This window comes from Xanthomonas graminis pv. graminis (assembly GCF_030168915.1).
Lineage (GTDB): Bacteria > Pseudomonadota > Gammaproteobacteria > Xanthomonadales > Xanthomonadaceae > Xanthomonas_A > Xanthomonas_A translucens.
The window spans coordinates 1,085,091-1,100,847 of the sequence record NZ_CP076255.1; the positions used below are offsets into that span (position 1 = coordinate 1,085,091).

A 15,757-nucleotide genomic window follows, 5' to 3' on the forward strand; every position below is an offset into this window, starting at 1 on the left:
CGATGGTGTTGAAGAGCATGGGCCTGCCAGCGGCCTTGGCGCTGGCGATGTTGAGCATGGGCTGCGGCCCGGCGGCGGATCCAGCGGCTTCACCGCCGCAGGCGCCGGCGGCACCCGCGATCGCACCCGCCGCGGGCGATGCGCCGGCGGCCGCGTTCGACGCAACCCGCGCATTGGACATGCTGCAGACGCGGCTGGCGGCCGATCATGTCTATGCCGATGCGCCGTGCCTGCAATACGCGGCCGAGACCGACGCCGACCCCGTGGCCGCTGACGCCGCTGCATCGCCGTCGCCGAGCACCGAACCCGCTTCCACCGCATCCGCCGCGATCGACATCGCGGTGCGCGAGAAGCACGGCGACGGCTGTCCGGGCGACCCGCAGACCGCGCCGGTCAGGGACCGCTACCGGGTCGAACGCTCCGGCGCGATCCTGTGGTACGACGTGGCCGAGGGCGATTTCGTCGGCTATGCGCAACGTGCGCGCGGCAGCGCCGGCGGCATGCCGTAACCCGCCCCGCGCGTCTGCCGGCTTGCGTCGCTGCGGCGGATTACAGTTGCTGCAGCCGGCAGCCCTGCGCATCCACGCGCAGCACCGACCCCTGTTCGTACCAGTCGCCGAGCACGATGCGGGTGCAGTCGCGACCGTTCACGTCCAGCGTGTGCACGGCGGGGCGATGGGTATGGCCGTGGATCATCCGTGCCACGCCGTAGCGCGCGAAACTGGCCACGACCTCGGCCGGCGCCACGTCGGTGACGGTTTCGAACTGCGCCGTGTCGTCCTGCTTCATTTCCGCCTGGCGTGCCTGGCTGGCGGCGCGCGCCTGTTGCGCAAAGGCGATGCGCGCGGCCAGCGGCTGCGCCAGGAACTGCTGCTGGAATGCCGGGTCGCGGGTCTGCGCGCGGAACGCCTGGTAGGCGGTGTCGTCGGTGCACAGCAGGTCGCCATGCAGCAGCAGCGTCGGCTCGGCGTACAGCTCGATCACGCAAGGATCCGGCAGCAGGCGCATGCTGGCGCGGCGCGCGTAGTCGGCGCCGAGCAGGAAATCGCGATTGCCGTGCATGAAGAACACCGGCACGCCGGCGTCGCGCAGCGCGCGCAGTTCGAGTGCCACCGTGTCGGCCGTTTGCGACGGCGTGTCGTCGCCGATCCAGGCCTCGAACAGGTCGCCGAGGATGTACAGCGCCTCGGCACTGCGCGCTTCGCCGCGCAGGAAGTGCATAAACAGCTCGGTGATCGCTGGCCGGGCCGGATCCAGGTGCAGATCGGAGATGAACAGGGTGGTCATGCGGGTATTGTAGAGGCGGGACTCGGTACTCGGGACTCGGGACTCGGGATTTTCCCATGTCTGTAGCAATGCGTGTTTTCTGTAGGAGGGGCTTCAGCCCCGACGCGTTATCGGTAAGGCGTCGGGGCTGAAGCCCCTCCTACAAAAAAAGCAGCTGCGTCGGAGCCGCAAAAAAAAGCCGTTTTTTTAAAAAAATCGGCCCTTTTTGCATCAAATCGCTTGACATCGATATGCCCCGGGACATCATCCTGCCGTCCCGAGTCCCGAGTCCCGAGTCCCGAGTCCCGAGTCCCGAGTCCCGAGTCCCGAGTCCCGAGTCCCGAGTCCCGAGTCCCGAGTCCCGAGTCCCGAGTCCCGAGTCCCGAGTCCCGAGTCCCGAGTCCCGAGTCCCGCGCCTAGCCGAGCAACGCCGGCATCGGCAACAGCCACAGCGACACCCCGGCCAGCACGGCGCCGATCGCGGTGGCGGCGAGCACGTCGCTGGGATAGTGCAGGCCCAGCACCACCCGCGACAGCGCCACGCAGGCGATGAACGGGATCAGCAGCGGCGCCAGCCATGGGTAGTAGGCCAGCGCGACGATGCCGAACGACACCGCGTGCAGGGTGTGCCCGGACGGGAAACTGAACTCGTCCAGCGGCGCCACCCAGGCGCGGATGCGCAGGTCGGCCGCGTACGGGCGCGGGCGCCGGGTCCAGCGCTTGAGGCCCTTGTACAGGCTCAGCGCGACCACGCCGGTGGCGGCCATGTGCGCCGATGCGAATACGCCGTCCATGCCGTCGCAGACCACCAGCAAGGTCATCAGCGCGTACCAGAACACGCCGTCGCCGAGCCGGCTGATCAGCGCGAAGAAGCGCCGCACCGAACGCCGCCGGCACCAGTGGTTGGCCTGCCGGCACCAGCGGGTTTCGTGGCCGCGCAAAATCTCAAGCCGCGTCGACATGGGACCTCCTGCTGTACGCCAGTTCGCCGAGAAGCGCCTCGAAATCGGCCACGACCTGTTCCGGGCGCAGCTGCTGCATCGATGCGCAGGCGGCATCGCCCAGCCGCCGGCGCATTGCGTCGTCGCCGGCCAGGCGCACCGCCGCGGCAACGAAGCCGTCGTCGTCGGCCACCGCCGCACCGTTGACGCCGTCGCGCAGGTATTCGCGCGCCGCGCCGTAGTCGAAGGCGACCGTGGCCACGCCGCTGGCCATCGCTTCCAGGGTCACGTTGCCGAAGGTCTCGCTGCGGCTGGGAAACAGGAACAGGTCGCCGCTGGCGAAGTGCCGCGCCAGCGCGTCGCCGCGTTGCACGCCGCAGAAGATGAAGTCGGGGTTTTCCTGTGCCAGGCGTTCGCGCATCGGGCCGTCGCCGACCCAGACGAAGCGTGCCTCCGGCCGCACCCGCTGCAGTTCGCGGAACGCGCGCACCGCCAGCGGCAGGTTCTTCTCCGACGCGATGCGGCCGACGTACAGGGCCGCGCACCCCTCCGCCTCCAGGCCCCACTCGCGGCGCAGCTGCGCATCGCGCCGCTGCGGTTCGAACTGGCGGTTGTCCACCGCGCGCGCCAGCAGGCGCACGCGCTCGAAGCCCTGTCCGGCGAGAAAGCCGAGCAGTTCGCGGGTCGGCACCAGGGTCGCGGCGGCCTGGTTGTGGAAGCGCCGCATCCAGCGCAGTGCGGTCGATTGCAGCCAGGCGGCGCCGTACTGCGGCAGGTATTCGTCGAAGCGGGTGTGGAAGCCGGTGGCGATCGGGATGCCCAGGCGCCGCGCGGTGCGCAGCGCCGACCAGCCGAGTGGGCCTTCGGTGGCGATGTAGACCGCGTCCGGCGGCGTGGCCTGCCACAGCCGGGCCAGGCGCCGCGGCGCGGGCAGGCCGAACTTCAGGCCGGGGTAGCGCGGCAGCGACGCGCCGCGCACCAGGTGCGCATCGTCGTCGTGGTCGCCGACCTGGCGCGGCCGCACCACATCGACCTGATGGCCGAGCGCGCGCAGTCCAGATTCCAGCCCCTGCACGGTCAGCGCGACACCGTTGACCTCAGGGGGGTACGTTTCGGTGACGATCGCGTAGCGCATGCTTCAGGCTCCGGTTTGCCAAAGCTTGGCGCGAGGCGGTGAAGCGAACATGTCCGGGGCATGTAGGAATGATGACGCTGGCCCGGAGCGAATGCCTGGCAGTTCGGGATTTATTCGGGACTCGGGACTCGGGACTCGGGACTCGGGACTCGGGATTTTCGCAAGTTCGGCGCATTTCTGCTTTTCTGTAGGAGGGGCTTCAGCCCCGACGCCTTACCGGTAACGCGTCGGGGCTGAAGCCCCTCCTACAAAAAAAGCAGCTGCGCCGGAGCTGCAAAAAAAAGCCGTTTTTTTTAAAAAAAATCGGCCCTTTTTGCTTCAAATCGCTTGACATCGATTTGCCCCGGGACATCATCCTGCAGTCCCGAGTCCCGAGTCCCGAGTCCCGAGTCCCGAGTCCCGAGTCCCGAGTCCCGAGTCCCGAGTCCCGAGTCCCGAGTCCCGAGTCCCGAGTCCCGAGTCCCGAGTCCCGAGTCCCGAGTCCCGAGTCCCGAGTCCCGAGTCCCGTCAGTCAAGCCACAAACGGTCGGAAATTGATCCCCAATCCCGCCATGCCCTCGACCTCGCCGATCAGGTCGGCGCGCTGCAGCGGCCGCGCTTCGATCCACGGCTGCGACAGGATCAGGTGCAGGTCGTCGCCGCTGGCCTTCAGGTCCAGCGACGGGATCGGCTCGGATTCGTGGGCGCGGTGCAGCAGCACCGCCAGCCGCAGCAGCGCGGCCTTGCGCCTGGCGCTGAGCAGCAGGCGGTCGGGCAGGGCGTCGAACGCGGTCTTGGACACGTTGCGGCGATGGGTGCGTACCAGCGTCGCCAGTACCTGCTGCTCCTGCCGCGAGAAACCGGCGATATCGGAGTGCTCGAGCACGTAGGCGCCGTGCACGTGGTACTGGCTGTGCGCGATGGCCTGGCCGAGCTCGTGCAGGCGCGCGGCCCAGCCGAGCATGCGCCCGTCGTCGGCATCCAGCGCCCAATCGGTGGCGACCTGTTCGAACAGCGCCATCGCGGTGGCTTCCACGCGCGCGGCCTGCGCCTCGTCGATGCCGTAGCGCTGGGTGAGCGCGGCGATCGCGGTCTCGCGCGGATCGTTCTCGCCGCCGCGGCCGAGCATGTCGTAGAGAATGCCTTCGCGCATGGCCGCCTTGCTCACCATCAGGCGCTGCAGGCCCAGTGCCTGGAACGCGGCCTCCAGCACCAGCACGCCGCCGGCGATGATCGGCCGGCGGTCGGCGGACAGGCCGGGCAGGTCGATGTCCTCGATGCGCTTGGCCAGCAGCAGGCGTTCGCGCAGCAGCGGCAGCGCCTCGGCGGTGATCGCGCCCTTGGTCAGCTTCATCGCCGCGCAGATCTCGCCGATCGCCTTGTGCGTGCCCGACGAGCCCAGTGCCTCGTCCCAGCCCAGCGTGCGGTACAGCCCGGCGAACTGCTGGAACTCGGCGCCGATCTCGGTCAGCGCGTCCTTCCATTTCTTCTTCGACAGCTTGCCGCCGGGGAAGAAGCGCCGCGTGCTGGCGATGCAGCCGGCCTGCAGGCTTTCGCGTTCCAGGGTCTGGAACCCGCGGCCGATGATGAATTCGGTGGAGCCGCCGCCGATGTCGATCACCAGCCGGTGCTGGTCCGGCTTGGGCGGTTGCGCATGCGCCACGCCCAGGTAGATCAGGCGCGCTTCCTCGCGGCCGCTGACCACTTCGATGGGATGGCCGAGCGCGGTTTCGCCGGGGATCAGGAACGCCTGCGGCGAGCGCAGCTGGCGCACGGTGTTGGTGGCCAGCGCGCGCACGTGCAGCGACGGCACGTCGCGGATGCGCTGGCCGAAGCGCGCCAGGCATTCCAGCGCGCGCTGCCGCGCTTCGGCCGACAGCCCGCCCTTGTTGTCCAGGCCGTCGGCCATGCGCACGGTCTCGCGCAGGCGGTCCACCACCCGCAACTGTCCGAGCTGATAGCGCGCCACGACCATGTGGAAACTGTTGGAACCCAGGTCGATGGCGGCCAGCAGGTCGCCATCGCGCAACGGCGTGTACGGGGAGATGGAAGGCATGGGCGGAATGGTAGCCGATGCACGGCGGATGCCGTCCATCGGCGCGCGGGCGGCGTGGCTCAGAGTCCGTCGAGCAGGGTCAGCTGCGCCGAATGCAGCGGCTGGTCCTGCCCCGGCGCCAGCTTGCGGTAGTTGCCGCTGGCGTCCAGCTCCCACGCGTTGAGATTGTCGTCCAAGTAGTTCTTCAGCACTTCGCGCTGGATGCGCTGGATCAGTTTGGGATCCAGGATCGGGAAGCAGGTCTCCACCCGCCGCAGCAGGTTGCGCTCCAGCCAGTCGGCGCTGGCGCAGAACAGCTCCGGCGCGCCGTCGTTGCCGAACCAGTAGACGCGGCTGTGCTCGAGGAAGCGGCCGACGATCGAGCGCACCCGGATGTTCTCCGACACGCCCGGCACGCCGGGGCGCAGCGTGCACGCGCCGCGCACGATCAGGTCGATCTTGACCCCGGCCTGCGAGGCCGCGTACAGCGCGCGGATCACCTGCGGCTCGTTGAGCGCGTTCATCTTGGCGATGATGCGGCCCGGGCGCCCGGCCAGGGCCAGCTTGGTCTCGCGCTCGATCCGGTGCAGCAGACCCGGGTGCAGGGTGAACGGCGATTGCAGCAGGCGCTTGAGGCGGATCTTCGGCGCCAGCCCGGACAACTGCTGGAACAGCAGGTGCACGTCGTTGCAGATGTCCGCGTCGGCGGTGATCAGGCTCAGGTCGGTGTAGGCGCGCGCGGTGCCGCTGTGGTAGTTGCCGGTGCCCAGGTGCACGTAGCGACGCAGCTTGCGGCCCTCGCGGCGCACGATCAGCAGCATCTTGGCATGGGTCTTGTAGCCGACCACGCCGTACACCACCTGCACGCCGGCTTCCTGCAGGCGATCGGCCAGGCCCAGGTTGGCTTCCTCGTCGAAGCGCGCGCGCAGTTCGACCACCACGGTCACGTCCTTGCCGTTGCGCGCGGCCAGCACCAGCGCATCGACGATGCCTGAGTCCTTGCCGGTGCGGTACAGGGTCTGCTTGATCGCCAGCACTTGCGGGTCCACCGCGGCCTGCTTGATCAGGTCCAGCACCGCGGTGAACGCGTCGAACGGGTGGTGCAGCAGGATGTCGCCGGCGGCGGCGATCTCGAAGATGCCTTCGCTGTCGCGCAGCGTGCGCGGATTCATCGGCGGGTACTTCAGCTCCGGGCGCTGCACCAGATCGTAGACCTGGTTGACCCGGCTCAGATTGACCGGGCCGTTGATGCGGTAGACCGCGTTCTCCGGCAATTCGAAGTTCTGCAGCAGGGTGCGCACGATCGACTTCGGGCAGTCCTCGGCGATCTCCAGGCGCACCGCCGGCCGGTAGCCGCGGTTGACCAGCTCGTCGCGCAGCGCCAGCGCCAGGTTCTCCACTTCCTCCTCGTCCACCACCAGTTCGGAATTGCGGGTCACGCGGAACTGGTAGGAGCCCATCACCTCCATGCCCGGGAACAGTTCGTCGACGAAGGTGGACAGCACCGAGGACAGGAACACGAAACTCTGGCCGCCCTCGGAAAGGCTTTCCGGCAACTGGATGATGCGCGGCAGCGAGCGCGGCGCGCGCACGATCGCCAGGTGGCCGACGCGGCCGAACGCATCCACGCCCTTCAGCACCACCACGATGTTCAGCGACTTGTTGAGGATCTTCGGGAACGGATGCGCCGGGTCCAGGCCCAGCGGCGACAGCACCGGCATGATCTCGTTGCGGAAGTAGGCGCGCAGCCAGCGCTTCTGCCGCGCGTTCCAGCTGTTGCGGCCGAGCACGCCGATGCCGGCGTCCTTCAAGGCCGGCCGCAGCACTTCGTTCCAGCAGCGGTACTGATGGTCGACCAGTTGCGCGGCACGGTCGTGGATGGTGTTGAGGACCGCGCTCGAGCTCAGCCCGTCCGGCGCTGGCGGCAAGCCGAACTCCAGCGCATGGCGCACGGTGGCGGCGCGGATCTCGAAGAACTCGTCGAGGTTGGTGCAGGAGATGCACAGGAAACGCAGCCGCTCCAGCAGTGGCACGCTCGGATCCTGCGCCTGCGCCAGCACGCGGAAATTGAAGTCCAGCTGCGACAGTTCGCGGTTGAGATAGAGCGACGGGTCGCGCAGCGGGTCGCTGGGAACGTCCGGTGGCGGCGTGGGCGGCAAAGCGGCGGCGCGGGGCATGGCGGTACTCGTTAGGCGGAAGTCAGGGTGGCACGGTCGCGCCGCGGATGCACGCGTCCGGCGCCGAAGTGGCAGGAGAACGTGCTGCCCTTGCCGACTTCGCTTTCGATGTCCAGCCGCGCCTGGTGCAGTCCCAGCACATGCTTGACGATCGACAGCCCCAGCCCGGTGCCGCCGCTTTCGCGCGAACGGCTGCTGGACACGCGGTAGAAGCGCTCGGTGATGCGCGGCAGGTGGTGCGAGGGGATGCCGTAGCCGCTGTCGCGCACCGACAGCACCGCGCCGTCGCCTTCGCGGGCGAAGGTGATGCTGACCGAGCCGCCGGCAGCGGTGTAGCGCACTGCGTTGGTGACCAGGTTGGAGAACGCGCTGTGCAATTCCTTGTTGGAGCCGACCAGATCCAGATTGGCCTCGTCGTGCACCTCGATGCGGTGCCGGCCCTGGCTATGCGCCTCGGCCTCGCGGCGCAGCGTGGCCAGCATCGGCGCCATCGCGATGGTCTCTTCGTTGGCGTGTTCCTGCGATTCCAGCCGCGACAGGGTCAGCAGGTCTTCGACCAGCTGGGTCATGCGCTGCGACTGCTTGCGCATCTCGGCGATCATCGGCCCGGAATCGGGGAAATCCTCCGGGTCGAGCATGTCCAGATAGCCGTGCACCACGGTCAGCGGGGTGCGCAGTTCGTGCGAGACGTTGGCGACGAAGTCGCGGCGCACCTGCTCCAGCTGCAGCAGCTTGCTGACGTCGCGCGCGACCAGCAGCCAGTAATCGTCGGAGTAGGGAATCAGGCGCAGGTTCAGGCGCAGCCGGTCGTCGATCGGCGAGGGCATGTCCAGCATCGGTTCGGCGTTGCGGCCGCCGGCCAGCCAGCGCGATAGCGGCATCGGCTGCAGGCGTTCCACCACCGGCACGTTCAGGTCGGCGGGGTGGCGCAGGCCGAGCAGGGTGCCGGCGGCTTCGTTGAACCACTGGATGCGCTGGCTGTTGCGGTCTACCACCACCACCGCGTCGGGCAGCGCGGCGGCAGCGCCGCGGTAGGCGCGCAGCATGTCCAGCAGGCGCCGCTTGCGCGTGCGCATTTCCGCCTGGCTGCGGTACAGCAGCCGGTCCAGCTCGTTCCACACGCCGGTGCCGGCCGGCGGTTCCCAGCGCTGGCGCGCGGTCAGCCGGCGCAACACGCTGCGCAGGCGCCAGTAGTGCCAGCCCATCACCGCCAGCGAGGTCAGGGTCAGCCCCATCCACACGTGACCGCCGATCCAGCCGGCCAGCACCGCCAGCAGCAGCAGCGCGGCGAGGGTGCCGAGGGTCTTGAACCAGGCGTAACGCATGTGGCGGGGCATCGGAAGCGCGCTCTGTCGCAATGGATCGTGTCCGTCGTGCGCCGGTTATGGCAGGCGCAGGCGTCCGTCAGATGGACGAGGAGAAGCGGTAGCCGGAGCCGCGCACCGTCTGCACCATGTTCTCCACCGCGAACGGTTCCAGGGTCTTGCGCAGCCGGCGGATGTGCACGTCGATGGTGCGCTCCTCGACATAGACGCTGCCGCCCCACACGTGGTCGAGCAGCTGTGCGCGGCTGTAGACGCGCTCGGGATGGGTCATGAAGAAATGCAGCAGGCGGTATTCGGTGGGGCCGATCGGCACCGGCGCATCGCCGGCGAACACGCGGTGCGCGGCGCCGTCGATGCGCAGGTTGCCGACCGAGACGCTGCCGTCTTCGTCATCGTCGCGGGTACGCCGCATCACCGCGCGGATCCGCGCCAGCAGCTCGCGTGCCGAGAACGGCTTGACCACGTAGTCGTCCACCCCGGCCTCCAGGCCGCCGACCCGGTCGTTCTCTTCGCCGCGCGCGGTGAGCATGATGATCGGCACCTCGCGGGTCATGGCGTCCTTGCGCCAGCGCCGGGCCAGTTCCAGGCCGCTGGTGCCGGGCAGCATCCAGTCCAGCAGGATCAGGTCGGGGACGCGGTCGGCGATGGAGGTCTGCGCTTCCCGCGCGTCGCCGGCGTGCACCGGTTCGAAGTCGCCCTTGCGCAAGGCGAACGCCACCATGTCGCGGATGGCAGGTTCGTCGTCGACGATCAGGATGCGTTTCTGCACGACGGCACCGTGGGACTGGGAGGAGAGGCCGTCAGTAGACTACGGTTTTATTACTATTCGATGACCGCCGACACACTGTGTTTCATCGCTGTTTCACATCCGGATCCTGTACGCCCTGGCGGCGCAGTTCCAATACCGTCGGCGTGATCGCGGCGATACGCGCATCGATGCGCGCGCGCGCCACGTAGTCCAGGTCGTCGCGCTTCTTCAGATTGTTCAGCTGGATCAGCGCCTGCTCGGGGCGGCCGTTCAGGTAGGCAGCCTCGGCATAGGCCTCGCCGGCGCGGTTGCCATCGCCGGCCAGCTCGCAGGCGCGGGCGAAGGTGCGCTGGAACACCGGATCGTCGGCGGCCGCGCTCAGCAGCGGGCGCAACACCGACTGCGCGCGCTGCCCCGCGGCACGGCCGCCTTGCTCGTTCAGCGCCGTGGCATAGGTCAGCGCCACCGCGCGGTTGCTCGGCAGGCGCTTGAGCAGGGCGTCGAAGCGCGGGTTGGCCTGCTGGCTGCGGCCGTTGCGCGATTCGGCCTCGGCCACCGCCAGGCTCAGCCACCAGCTGTCCGGGTGCGCCTTCAGCAGCTCTTCCAGGGTCTGCATGCCCTCCTGCGGGCTGCCGCCGCCGCGCAGCCGGGCCAGCGCCAGGCCGTAGCGCTGGGCGTCGCTGAGGCCCTGCTTGCTGCCCTGGCGCAGGCCCTCGTACTCGCGCACCGCATCGGCCGGGGTATTGGCGCTGAGCACGCGCAGGCGCTCGCGGGCCCATTCGAACTGGCCGCTAGTGCCGCGCGAATAGGTTTCGAACGGCACTTGCAGGCGCCCGGGCAGCAACGGATTGCCGGGTGCGCCCAGCGGCTGGCTCAGCGACACGTCGTTGGGATCGACCCGCTCCTGCAAGGTGCCGCCGGGCACGCTGGTGGTCAGGGTCACCGTGTTCTTCTTCATCTGTTCGGCGCGCTGCCGCGCCTCGCTGATGCGGGTGCTGGTGACCGGGTGGGTCATCAGGTAGTCGGGGGTGCTGTAGCCGCCCTGGTTGCCGCGCATCGCCAGCGACATGCGCTCGAAGAAGCCGGCCATCGCGTCCACGTCGTAGCCGCTGCGGGCCAGGGTACGGATGCCCAGGCGGTCGGCCTCCGATTCGTTGGAGCGGGTGTAGTCGATCTGGCGCTGCTGCATCAGTCCCAGGCCGCTGGCGATCGCCGCCTGGGTGGCGTCGCCGCTGGAGCGGCCGCCGGCCTGCTGCGCGGCGACCACCGCGGCGAGCATGCCGAGCAGGATCGGCACCTGGTCGCGCTGCGCCCGCTCCACCCCGCGCAGCACGTGCTGTTGGGTGATGTGCGCGATCTCGTGCGACAGCACCGCGGCCACTTCGTCTTCGCGCTCGGCGGTCAGCACCAGCCCGGCGTTGACCGCGACATAGCCGCCCAGCGTGGCGAAGGCGTTGATCTGGCGGTCGCGCAGCATGAAGAACGTGTACTTCTGCTGCGGCTGGTCGCTGTTGGCGCCGAGCCGGGTGCCCATGGTCTGCAGCCAATCGTCGATCAGCGGGTCTTCGAGCACGTAGCCGTAGTTGCGCAGTTCGGCCAGCATCATCTTGCCGTACTCGGCCTGGCGCGCCGGGGTCAGCAGCTCGCCGGCCGAGGAGCCGATGTCCGGCAGCTTGTTCTCCTGCGCCGGCGCGATGGCGGCGGCGGTAGCCAGGGTGATCGCGAAGGCAAGCGGCAGCGGGCGCAAGTGAGGCTCCAGGGCAGGGCGGGGGGGCCGCGGCGACGGCGGGTGAATCCAGGGTGATCCGCAGTGTTGCGGCAGCGGACTCGAAAATCCAGCGGACCGCTACCATAGTGGCTTGGACCCCTTTTCCCGCCCGGAGTTTCCCGTGGACACCCAAGCTACCGATGACGGCCAGGCCGGCGGCCCGCCGATCACCCTGTATTCCAGCGCGATCTGCCCGTACTGCGTGGCGGCCAAGAACTTCCTGAAGAGCAAGGGCTGCAGCTGGACCGAGGTGCGCATCGACCTGGACCCGGCCGAGCGAGAGAAGATGGTGGCCCTGGCGCGTCGCACCAGCGTGCCGCAGATCTTCGTCGGCGACACCCATATCGGCGGCTACGACGACATGATGGCGCTGCATCGGGCCGGCAAGCTGCAGCCGCTGCTCGACGGCCAGGCGCCCGAGGCGCAGGCATGAGCGCAGCCCAGGCGGGCGGCGAGGGCGGCGACGGTCAGGACCGGCTGCGCGCATTCACCGAGTTCCGCCAACGCATGAACCAGCGCATCCTGGCCGAGCCGAACCAGGTGGTACGGCGCTTCTTCGCGCTCGATACCCAGACCTACCAGGCCGGCGCGCTGGACGTGAAGACCAAGGAACTGCTCGGCTTGGTCGCCTCGCTGGTACTGCGCTGCGACGACTGCATCAGCTACCACGTGGCCCAGTGCAAGGAGGCCGGCGTGCAGCGCGACGAATTCTTCGAGACCTTCTCGGTGGGCCTGGTGGTCGGCGGCTCGATCGTGATTCCGCACCTGCGCCGGGCGGTGGATTTCCTCGACCAGCTCGAGGAAGGCGCCGCCGCGGCGCCGGCAGAGCACGCGCACGGCTGAGTAGCGCCGGATCGGCCTGGCACGCGCCGCCCGTAGGCGGCGCGCTGCGTTTTGCGCCTGCCTGGTTTTGGGGGCCTTCACCGGCTTCGGGCATAATTACCGGTGAACTCTCCTTGCGCCTGCAGCCCGGGCTTCCGGTCGGCGCGTTCCCCCTCTGTACGGAAACCCCAATCCTATGACGCAGACAATCACGGTCATTCGTGGCGATGGCATCGGCCCCGAGATCATGGACGCCACGCTGTTCGTGCTCGACGCGCTGAACGCCGGCCTCACCTACGAATACGCCGATGCCGGCCTGGTCGCCCTGGAGAAGCACGGCGATCTGTTGCCGGCCGCCACCCTGGACTCGATCCGCAAGAACAAGATCGCGCTGAAGAGCCCGCTGACCACGCCGGTCGGCGAGGGTTTCAGCTCGATCAACGTGGCCATGCGCCGCCAGTTCGACCTGTACGCCAACGTGCGCCCGGCCAAGTCGTTCCCGAATACCAAGTCGCGCTTCGGCGACGGCGTGGACCTGATCACCGTGCGCGAGAACACCGAAGGCGCCTACCTGAGCGAAGGCCAGGAAGTGTCGGCCGACGGCGAGACCGCGGTGTCGATGGCCAAGGTGACCCGCAAGGGCTCCGAGCGCATCGTCCGCTACGCCTTCGACCTGGCGCGGGCGACCGGCCGCAAGAAGGTCACCGCGGTGCACAAGGCCAACATCATCAAGTCCACCTCTGGCCTGTTCCTGAAGGTGGCGCGCGACGTGGCCGCGAACTACCCGGAGATCGAGTTCCAGGAAATGATCGTGGACAACGCCTGCATGCAGCTGGTGATGCGTCCGGAGCAGTTCGACATCATTGTCACCACCAACCTGTTCGGCGACATCCTGTCGGACCTGTGCGCCGGCCTGGTCGGCGGCCTGGGTCTGGCCCCGGGCGCCAACATCGGCGTCGATGCGGCGATCTTCGAGGCCGTGCACGGCTCGGCCCCGGACATCGCCGGGCAGGGCAAGGCCAACCCGTGCGCGCTGCTGCTGGGTGCGGCGCAGCTACTGGACCACGTCGGCCAGCCGCAGAACGCCGAGCGCCTGCGCAGCGCCATCGTCGCCACGCTGGAAGCCAAGGACGGGCTGACCCCGGACCTGGGCGGCAGCGGCAACACCATGGGCTTCGCCAAGGCCATCGCCAGCCGCCTGTAAGCCGGCGCGCAGAAAACAAAAAAGGGCGCCACCAGGCGCCCTTTTTTGTTATCGGCCAGAACCGGGACTGCGAAGCTCTTCATGTCCCGAGTCCCGAGTCCCGAGTCCCGCTCAGTTCCGCGACTGCAACTTCGACAACAGCCGCAGGAACTCGATGTACAGCCACACCAGGGTGACCATCAGCCCGAAGGCGCCGTACCACTCCATGTACTTGGGCGCGCCCTGTTCCACGCCGGTTTCGATGAAGTCGAAGTCCAGCACCAGGTTCAGCGCCGCCACCACCACCACGAACAGGCTGAAGGCGATGCCCAGGCCGCTGGATTCGTGGATGACCGGGACGGTGATGTTGAAGAAGCCGAGGACGATGGAGGCCAGGTACACCAACGCGATGCCGCCGGTGGCCGCGACCACGCCCAGCTTGAAGTTCTTGGTGGCCTTGATCAGCCCGCTGCGGTAGGCGAACAGCAGCGCGAACAGGGTGCCGAAGGTCAGCAGCACGGCCTGCAGCACGATGCCGTTGAAGCGCACTTCGTACATCGCCGAGATCGAGCCCAGGAAGAAGCCTTCCACCAGCGCGTACAGCGGCGCGGTGATCGGCGCCCAGGTCTTCTTGAAGGTGGTGATCATGGCCAGGATGAAGCCGCCGATGGCGCCGCCCAGCACGTAGCCGATGATGCCCGGGGCGATCACTTCGTTGCCGGCGCCATCGACCGAGATCGACTGGCTCCAGGCGAACGCCGCGGTCAGCACGGTCAGCAGCAACAGCGCGCCGGTCTTGTGGATGGTGCCGTTCAGAGTCATCGCCTCGCCGTCGCGCGAAACGACCGCGCCGCTGCCGAGGTCGAGGAAGGTGGATGCCTTCAAGGCGGGGTTGCCACTGCGGATCATGCTGTTTCTCCCTGTAAATGAAGACGATTGGCCGGTATCGGCCACAAGTGGCGAGGATAGCGCAGGCGGCGTTGACGCGATGTGCCGTTGACACCGGGCCGCGAGCTTCCCACAATAGCCGACCTTTCCGGCCTCGGCCGCGAGGGATGTTCCGCCGGGGTATAGCGCAGTCTGGTAGCGCGCCTGCTTTGGGAGCAGGATGTCGGGGGTTCGAATCCCTCTACCCCGACCAATCCGATGTCCAAACGGCGGAGAGGAATGCGACAATCCGGCCTGGGCGCCCGTAGCTCAACCGGATAGAGCACCGGCCTTCTAAGCCGGCGGTTACAGGTTCGATTCCTGTCGGGCGCGCCACACCGGTGCCGGATAGGGTGTTGCAAGAGTTCAATGGTGGCTGTAGCTCAGCTGGTTAGAGTACTGGATTGTGATTCCAGATGTCGGGGGTTCGAGTCCCCTCAGCCACCCCATTGATCGCGTGACCCGCTGCTTCGCGGGGTGTTGCAACGAAGCAAAAAAGCACATAAGATGTGCGACTCAGTTTCAGGGCCGTTAGCTCAGTTGGTAGAGCAGTTGACTCTTAATCAATAGGTCCAAGGTTCGAATCCTTGACGGCCCACCAAATCAAGCAGCCACTTAGCGCAAGCCAAGTGGCTGTTTTTTTATGTGCCGGGAAAATTGCCGGGAAAAATAGCGCCGGCGGGCGCACTACTTGCGCGTCGGCGGCGGGACCAGCGGCAGGTCGTTGGCGTACCGGTTGGTCATCTCGGGCGTGGCATGTCCCGCCGCGTCCTGCTTGTCGGCCCGGTTGCCGGCCGTATCGGTGATGCCGCGGTGCTTGAGCCCATGCAGGCCAAACCGCTGCGCGGCCTCGATCACCCCGTCCTTGATCGCCATGTGCATCATGCGCTGTCGAGCGCGGACTTGCGCAGCGGGGTGCCGGATTGGCTCACCAGCAGTCGCCGCCGCTCGGGTTTGAGCGCTATGGGCACCTTGTGCGCCTCGGTGACCGCCTTGCGATAGTTGGCCAACCAGGCCCAGGTCGCGCGCAGCTCGTCGTTCCAGAGCGTGACGTTGTCCCGCGATCCCTTGCGGCGCTCGCTGCGCACGCCGTTCTCCTGGGCATGCGCGTCCGTCAGATCGGTCACCTCGATCCCGCGCAGGCGCAGGTTGTACGCGAGCTTCATCACCGCGGCCAGGTAGGGCGGCACGCTGCCACTGGTGTGCGCCTTGAGGCGTCCGCGCCTTTCGGCGAACGCGAGGACGGCGGCGAACACCTCGCTGGTGGCGGCGGCGTTGGAGGGATGCCCCTGTACTGGCGTCGAGATGACAGAGCATTACGCCACGGTGTCGAGGGTGCGGATGCTTGGCGAGAACTGAGTGGATCCATGGCCGAGCCGTTGCGCGGCTCGGCCGACAGGACCAGTAGAGAATTTGCAGCAAGCCTCCCGGGCCTTACATGGATGGTTCCA

13 protein-coding genes, 4 tRNA genes and 1 pseudogene are annotated in these 15,757 nt (G+C 68.1%); 8 read left to right on the plus strand and 10 right to left on the minus strand.

Annotated features, from left to right (window positions below; translation table 11 throughout):
* Positions 1-2: 2 nt before the first annotated feature.
* Positions 3-509: a hypothetical protein gene (locus KHF85_RS04710; protein ID WP_409976691.1), complete on the plus strand. Its 507-nt coding sequence runs from the start codon at positions 3-5 to the stop codon at positions 507-509.
* Between the two features lie 40 nt (positions 510-549).
* Here the strand turns inward: KHF85_RS04710 and lpxH are convergent, their stop codons facing one another.
* The 8 genes from lpxH to KHF85_RS04750 all read right to left on the minus strand — a co-directional run bounded on the left by lpxH (position 550) and on the right by KHF85_RS04750 (position 11,353).
* Positions 550-1,287 (minus strand): UDP-2,3-diacylglucosamine diphosphatase, encoded by a 738-nt coding sequence (gene lpxH / locus KHF85_RS04715; RefSeq protein WP_284568696.1) that lies wholly within the window; start codon positions 1,285-1,287, stop codon positions 550-552.
* A 395-nt stretch (positions 1,288-1,682) separates the two neighbouring features.
* On the minus strand, positions 1,683-2,228 hold the full coding sequence (locus KHF85_RS04720; RefSeq protein WP_237652155.1) for a phosphatase PAP2 family protein: 546 nt from the start codon (positions 2,226-2,228) through the stop codon (positions 1,683-1,685).
* A complete protein-coding gene (locus tag KHF85_RS04725) occupies positions 2,212-3,342 on the minus strand; it encodes a glycosyltransferase family 4 protein (protein WP_284568697.1) in 1,131 nt (376 codons plus the stop codon). The genes KHF85_RS04720 and KHF85_RS04725 overlap by 17 nt, the downstream gene beginning before the upstream one ends.
* A 511-nt stretch (positions 3,343-3,853) precedes the next feature.
* Positions 3,854-5,377 (minus strand): exopolyphosphatase, encoded by a 1,524-nt coding sequence (ppx, locus tag KHF85_RS04730; RefSeq protein ID WP_284568698.1) that lies wholly within the window; start codon positions 5,375-5,377, stop codon positions 3,854-3,856.
* Positions 5,378-5,436: 59 nt separating this feature from the next.
* Positions 5,437-7,533 carry a polyphosphate kinase 1 gene (ppk1, locus tag KHF85_RS04735; protein WP_284568699.1) on the minus strand — a complete coding sequence of 699 codons (2,097 nt, stop codon included), beginning with the start codon at positions 7,531-7,533 and terminating at the stop codon, positions 5,437-5,439.
* 11 nt (positions 7,534-7,544) lie between these two features.
* Complete coding sequence (gene phoR / locus KHF85_RS04740; protein ID WP_284568700.1) at positions 7,545-8,870, minus strand: phosphate regulon sensor histidine kinase PhoR; 1,326 nt, start codon at positions 8,868-8,870, stop codon at positions 7,545-7,547.
* Positions 8,871-8,937: 67 nt separating this feature from the next.
* On the minus strand, positions 8,938-9,627 hold the full coding sequence (gene phoB / locus KHF85_RS04745; RefSeq protein ID WP_009607727.1) for a phosphate regulon transcriptional regulator PhoB: 690 nt from the start codon (positions 9,625-9,627) through the stop codon (positions 8,938-8,940).
* An 82-nt stretch (positions 9,628-9,709) separates the two neighbouring features.
* On the minus strand, positions 9,710-11,353 hold the full coding sequence (locus KHF85_RS04750) for a M48 family metalloprotease (RefSeq protein ID WP_284568701.1): 1,644 nt from the start codon (positions 11,351-11,353) through the stop codon (positions 9,710-9,712).
* A 142-nt stretch (positions 11,354-11,495) separates the two neighbouring features.
* On the opposite strand from KHF85_RS04750, the gene grxC reads away from it, so the two are divergent.
* The 3 genes from grxC to KHF85_RS04765 all read left to right on the plus strand — a co-directional run bounded on the left by grxC (position 11,496) and on the right by KHF85_RS04765 (position 13,400).
* Positions 11,496-11,807 carry a glutaredoxin 3 gene (grxC, locus tag KHF85_RS04755; protein WP_284568702.1) on the plus strand — a complete coding sequence of 104 codons (312 nt, stop codon included), beginning with the start codon at positions 11,496-11,498 and terminating at the stop codon, positions 11,805-11,807.
* Entirely contained in the window at positions 11,804-12,217 is a 414-nt protein-coding gene (locus KHF85_RS04760; RefSeq protein ID WP_284568703.1) for a carboxymuconolactone decarboxylase family protein, read from the plus strand. Before grxC ends, KHF85_RS04760 begins: the two co-directional genes overlap by 4 nt.
* 175 nt (positions 12,218-12,392) lie before the next feature.
* Positions 12,393-13,400 carry an isocitrate dehydrogenase gene (locus KHF85_RS04765; RefSeq protein ID WP_284568704.1) on the plus strand — a complete coding sequence of 336 codons (1,008 nt, stop codon included), beginning with the start codon at positions 12,393-12,395 and terminating at the stop codon, positions 13,398-13,400.
* Between the two features lie 111 nt (positions 13,401-13,511).
* Here the strand turns inward: KHF85_RS04765 and KHF85_RS04770 are convergent, their stop codons facing one another.
* Positions 13,512-14,264 (minus strand): Bax inhibitor-1/YccA family protein, encoded by a 753-nt coding sequence (locus tag KHF85_RS04770; protein WP_284568705.1) that lies wholly within the window; start codon positions 14,262-14,264, stop codon positions 13,512-13,514.
* Positions 14,265-14,443: 179 nt separating this feature from the next.
* Here KHF85_RS04770 and KHF85_RS04775 point away from each other — a divergent pair.
* From KHF85_RS04775 to KHF85_RS04790, 4 genes are all read left to right on the plus strand, one after another.
* Positions 14,444-14,520: transfer RNA gene (locus tag KHF85_RS04775), tRNA-Pro, on the plus strand.
* 45 nt (positions 14,521-14,565) lie between these two features.
* Positions 14,566-14,642 (plus strand) — tRNA-Arg (locus KHF85_RS04780).
* 36 nt (positions 14,643-14,678) lie between these two features.
* Positions 14,679-14,755 (plus strand) — tRNA-His (locus KHF85_RS04785).
* A 76-nt stretch (positions 14,756-14,831) separates the two neighbouring features.
* Positions 14,832-14,907 (plus strand) — tRNA-Lys (locus tag KHF85_RS04790).
* A gap of 86 nt (positions 14,908-14,993) precedes the next feature.
* On the opposite strand, the pseudogene KHF85_RS04795 reads toward KHF85_RS04790, so the two are convergent.
* Positions 14,994-15,565 (minus strand): annotated as a pseudogene (locus KHF85_RS04795) (integrase); the annotation flags it as partial.
* Positions 15,566-15,757: the final 192 nt, after the last annotated feature.

Excerpts from the sequence above, each read along its gene's own strand:
- KHF85_RS04710 (WP_409976691.1), top strand. The coding sequence starts at position 3 with ATGGTGTTGAAGAGCATGGGCCTGCCAGCGGCCTTGGCGCTGGCGATG.
- lpxH (WP_284568696.1), bottom strand. The coding sequence starts at position 1,287 with ATGACCACCCTGTTCATCTCCGATCTGCACCTGGATCCGGCCCGGCCA.
- ppk1 (WP_284568699.1), bottom strand. The coding sequence starts at position 7,533 with ATGCCCCGCGCCGCCGCTTTGCCGCCCACGCCGCCACCGGACGTTCCC.
- KHF85_RS04760 (WP_284568703.1), top strand. The coding sequence starts at position 11,804 with ATGAGCGCAGCCCAGGCGGGCGGCGAGGGCGGCGACGGTCAGGACCGG.
- KHF85_RS04765 (WP_284568704.1), top strand. The coding sequence starts at position 12,393 with ATGACGCAGACAATCACGGTCATTCGTGGCGATGGCATCGGCCCCGAG.
- KHF85_RS04720 (WP_237652155.1), bottom strand. The coding sequence starts at position 2,228 with ATGTCGACGCGGCTTGAGATTTTGCGCGGCCACGAAACCCGCTGGTGC.
- KHF85_RS04725 (WP_284568697.1), bottom strand. The coding sequence starts at position 3,342 with ATGCGCTACGCGATCGTCACCGAAACGTACCCCCCTGAGGTCAACGGT.
- ppx (WP_284568698.1), bottom strand. The coding sequence starts at position 5,377 with ATGCCTTCCATCTCCCCGTACACGCCGTTGCGCGATGGCGACCTGCTG.
- phoR (WP_284568700.1), bottom strand. The coding sequence starts at position 8,870 with ATGCCCCGCCACATGCGTTACGCCTGGTTCAAGACCCTCGGCACCCTC.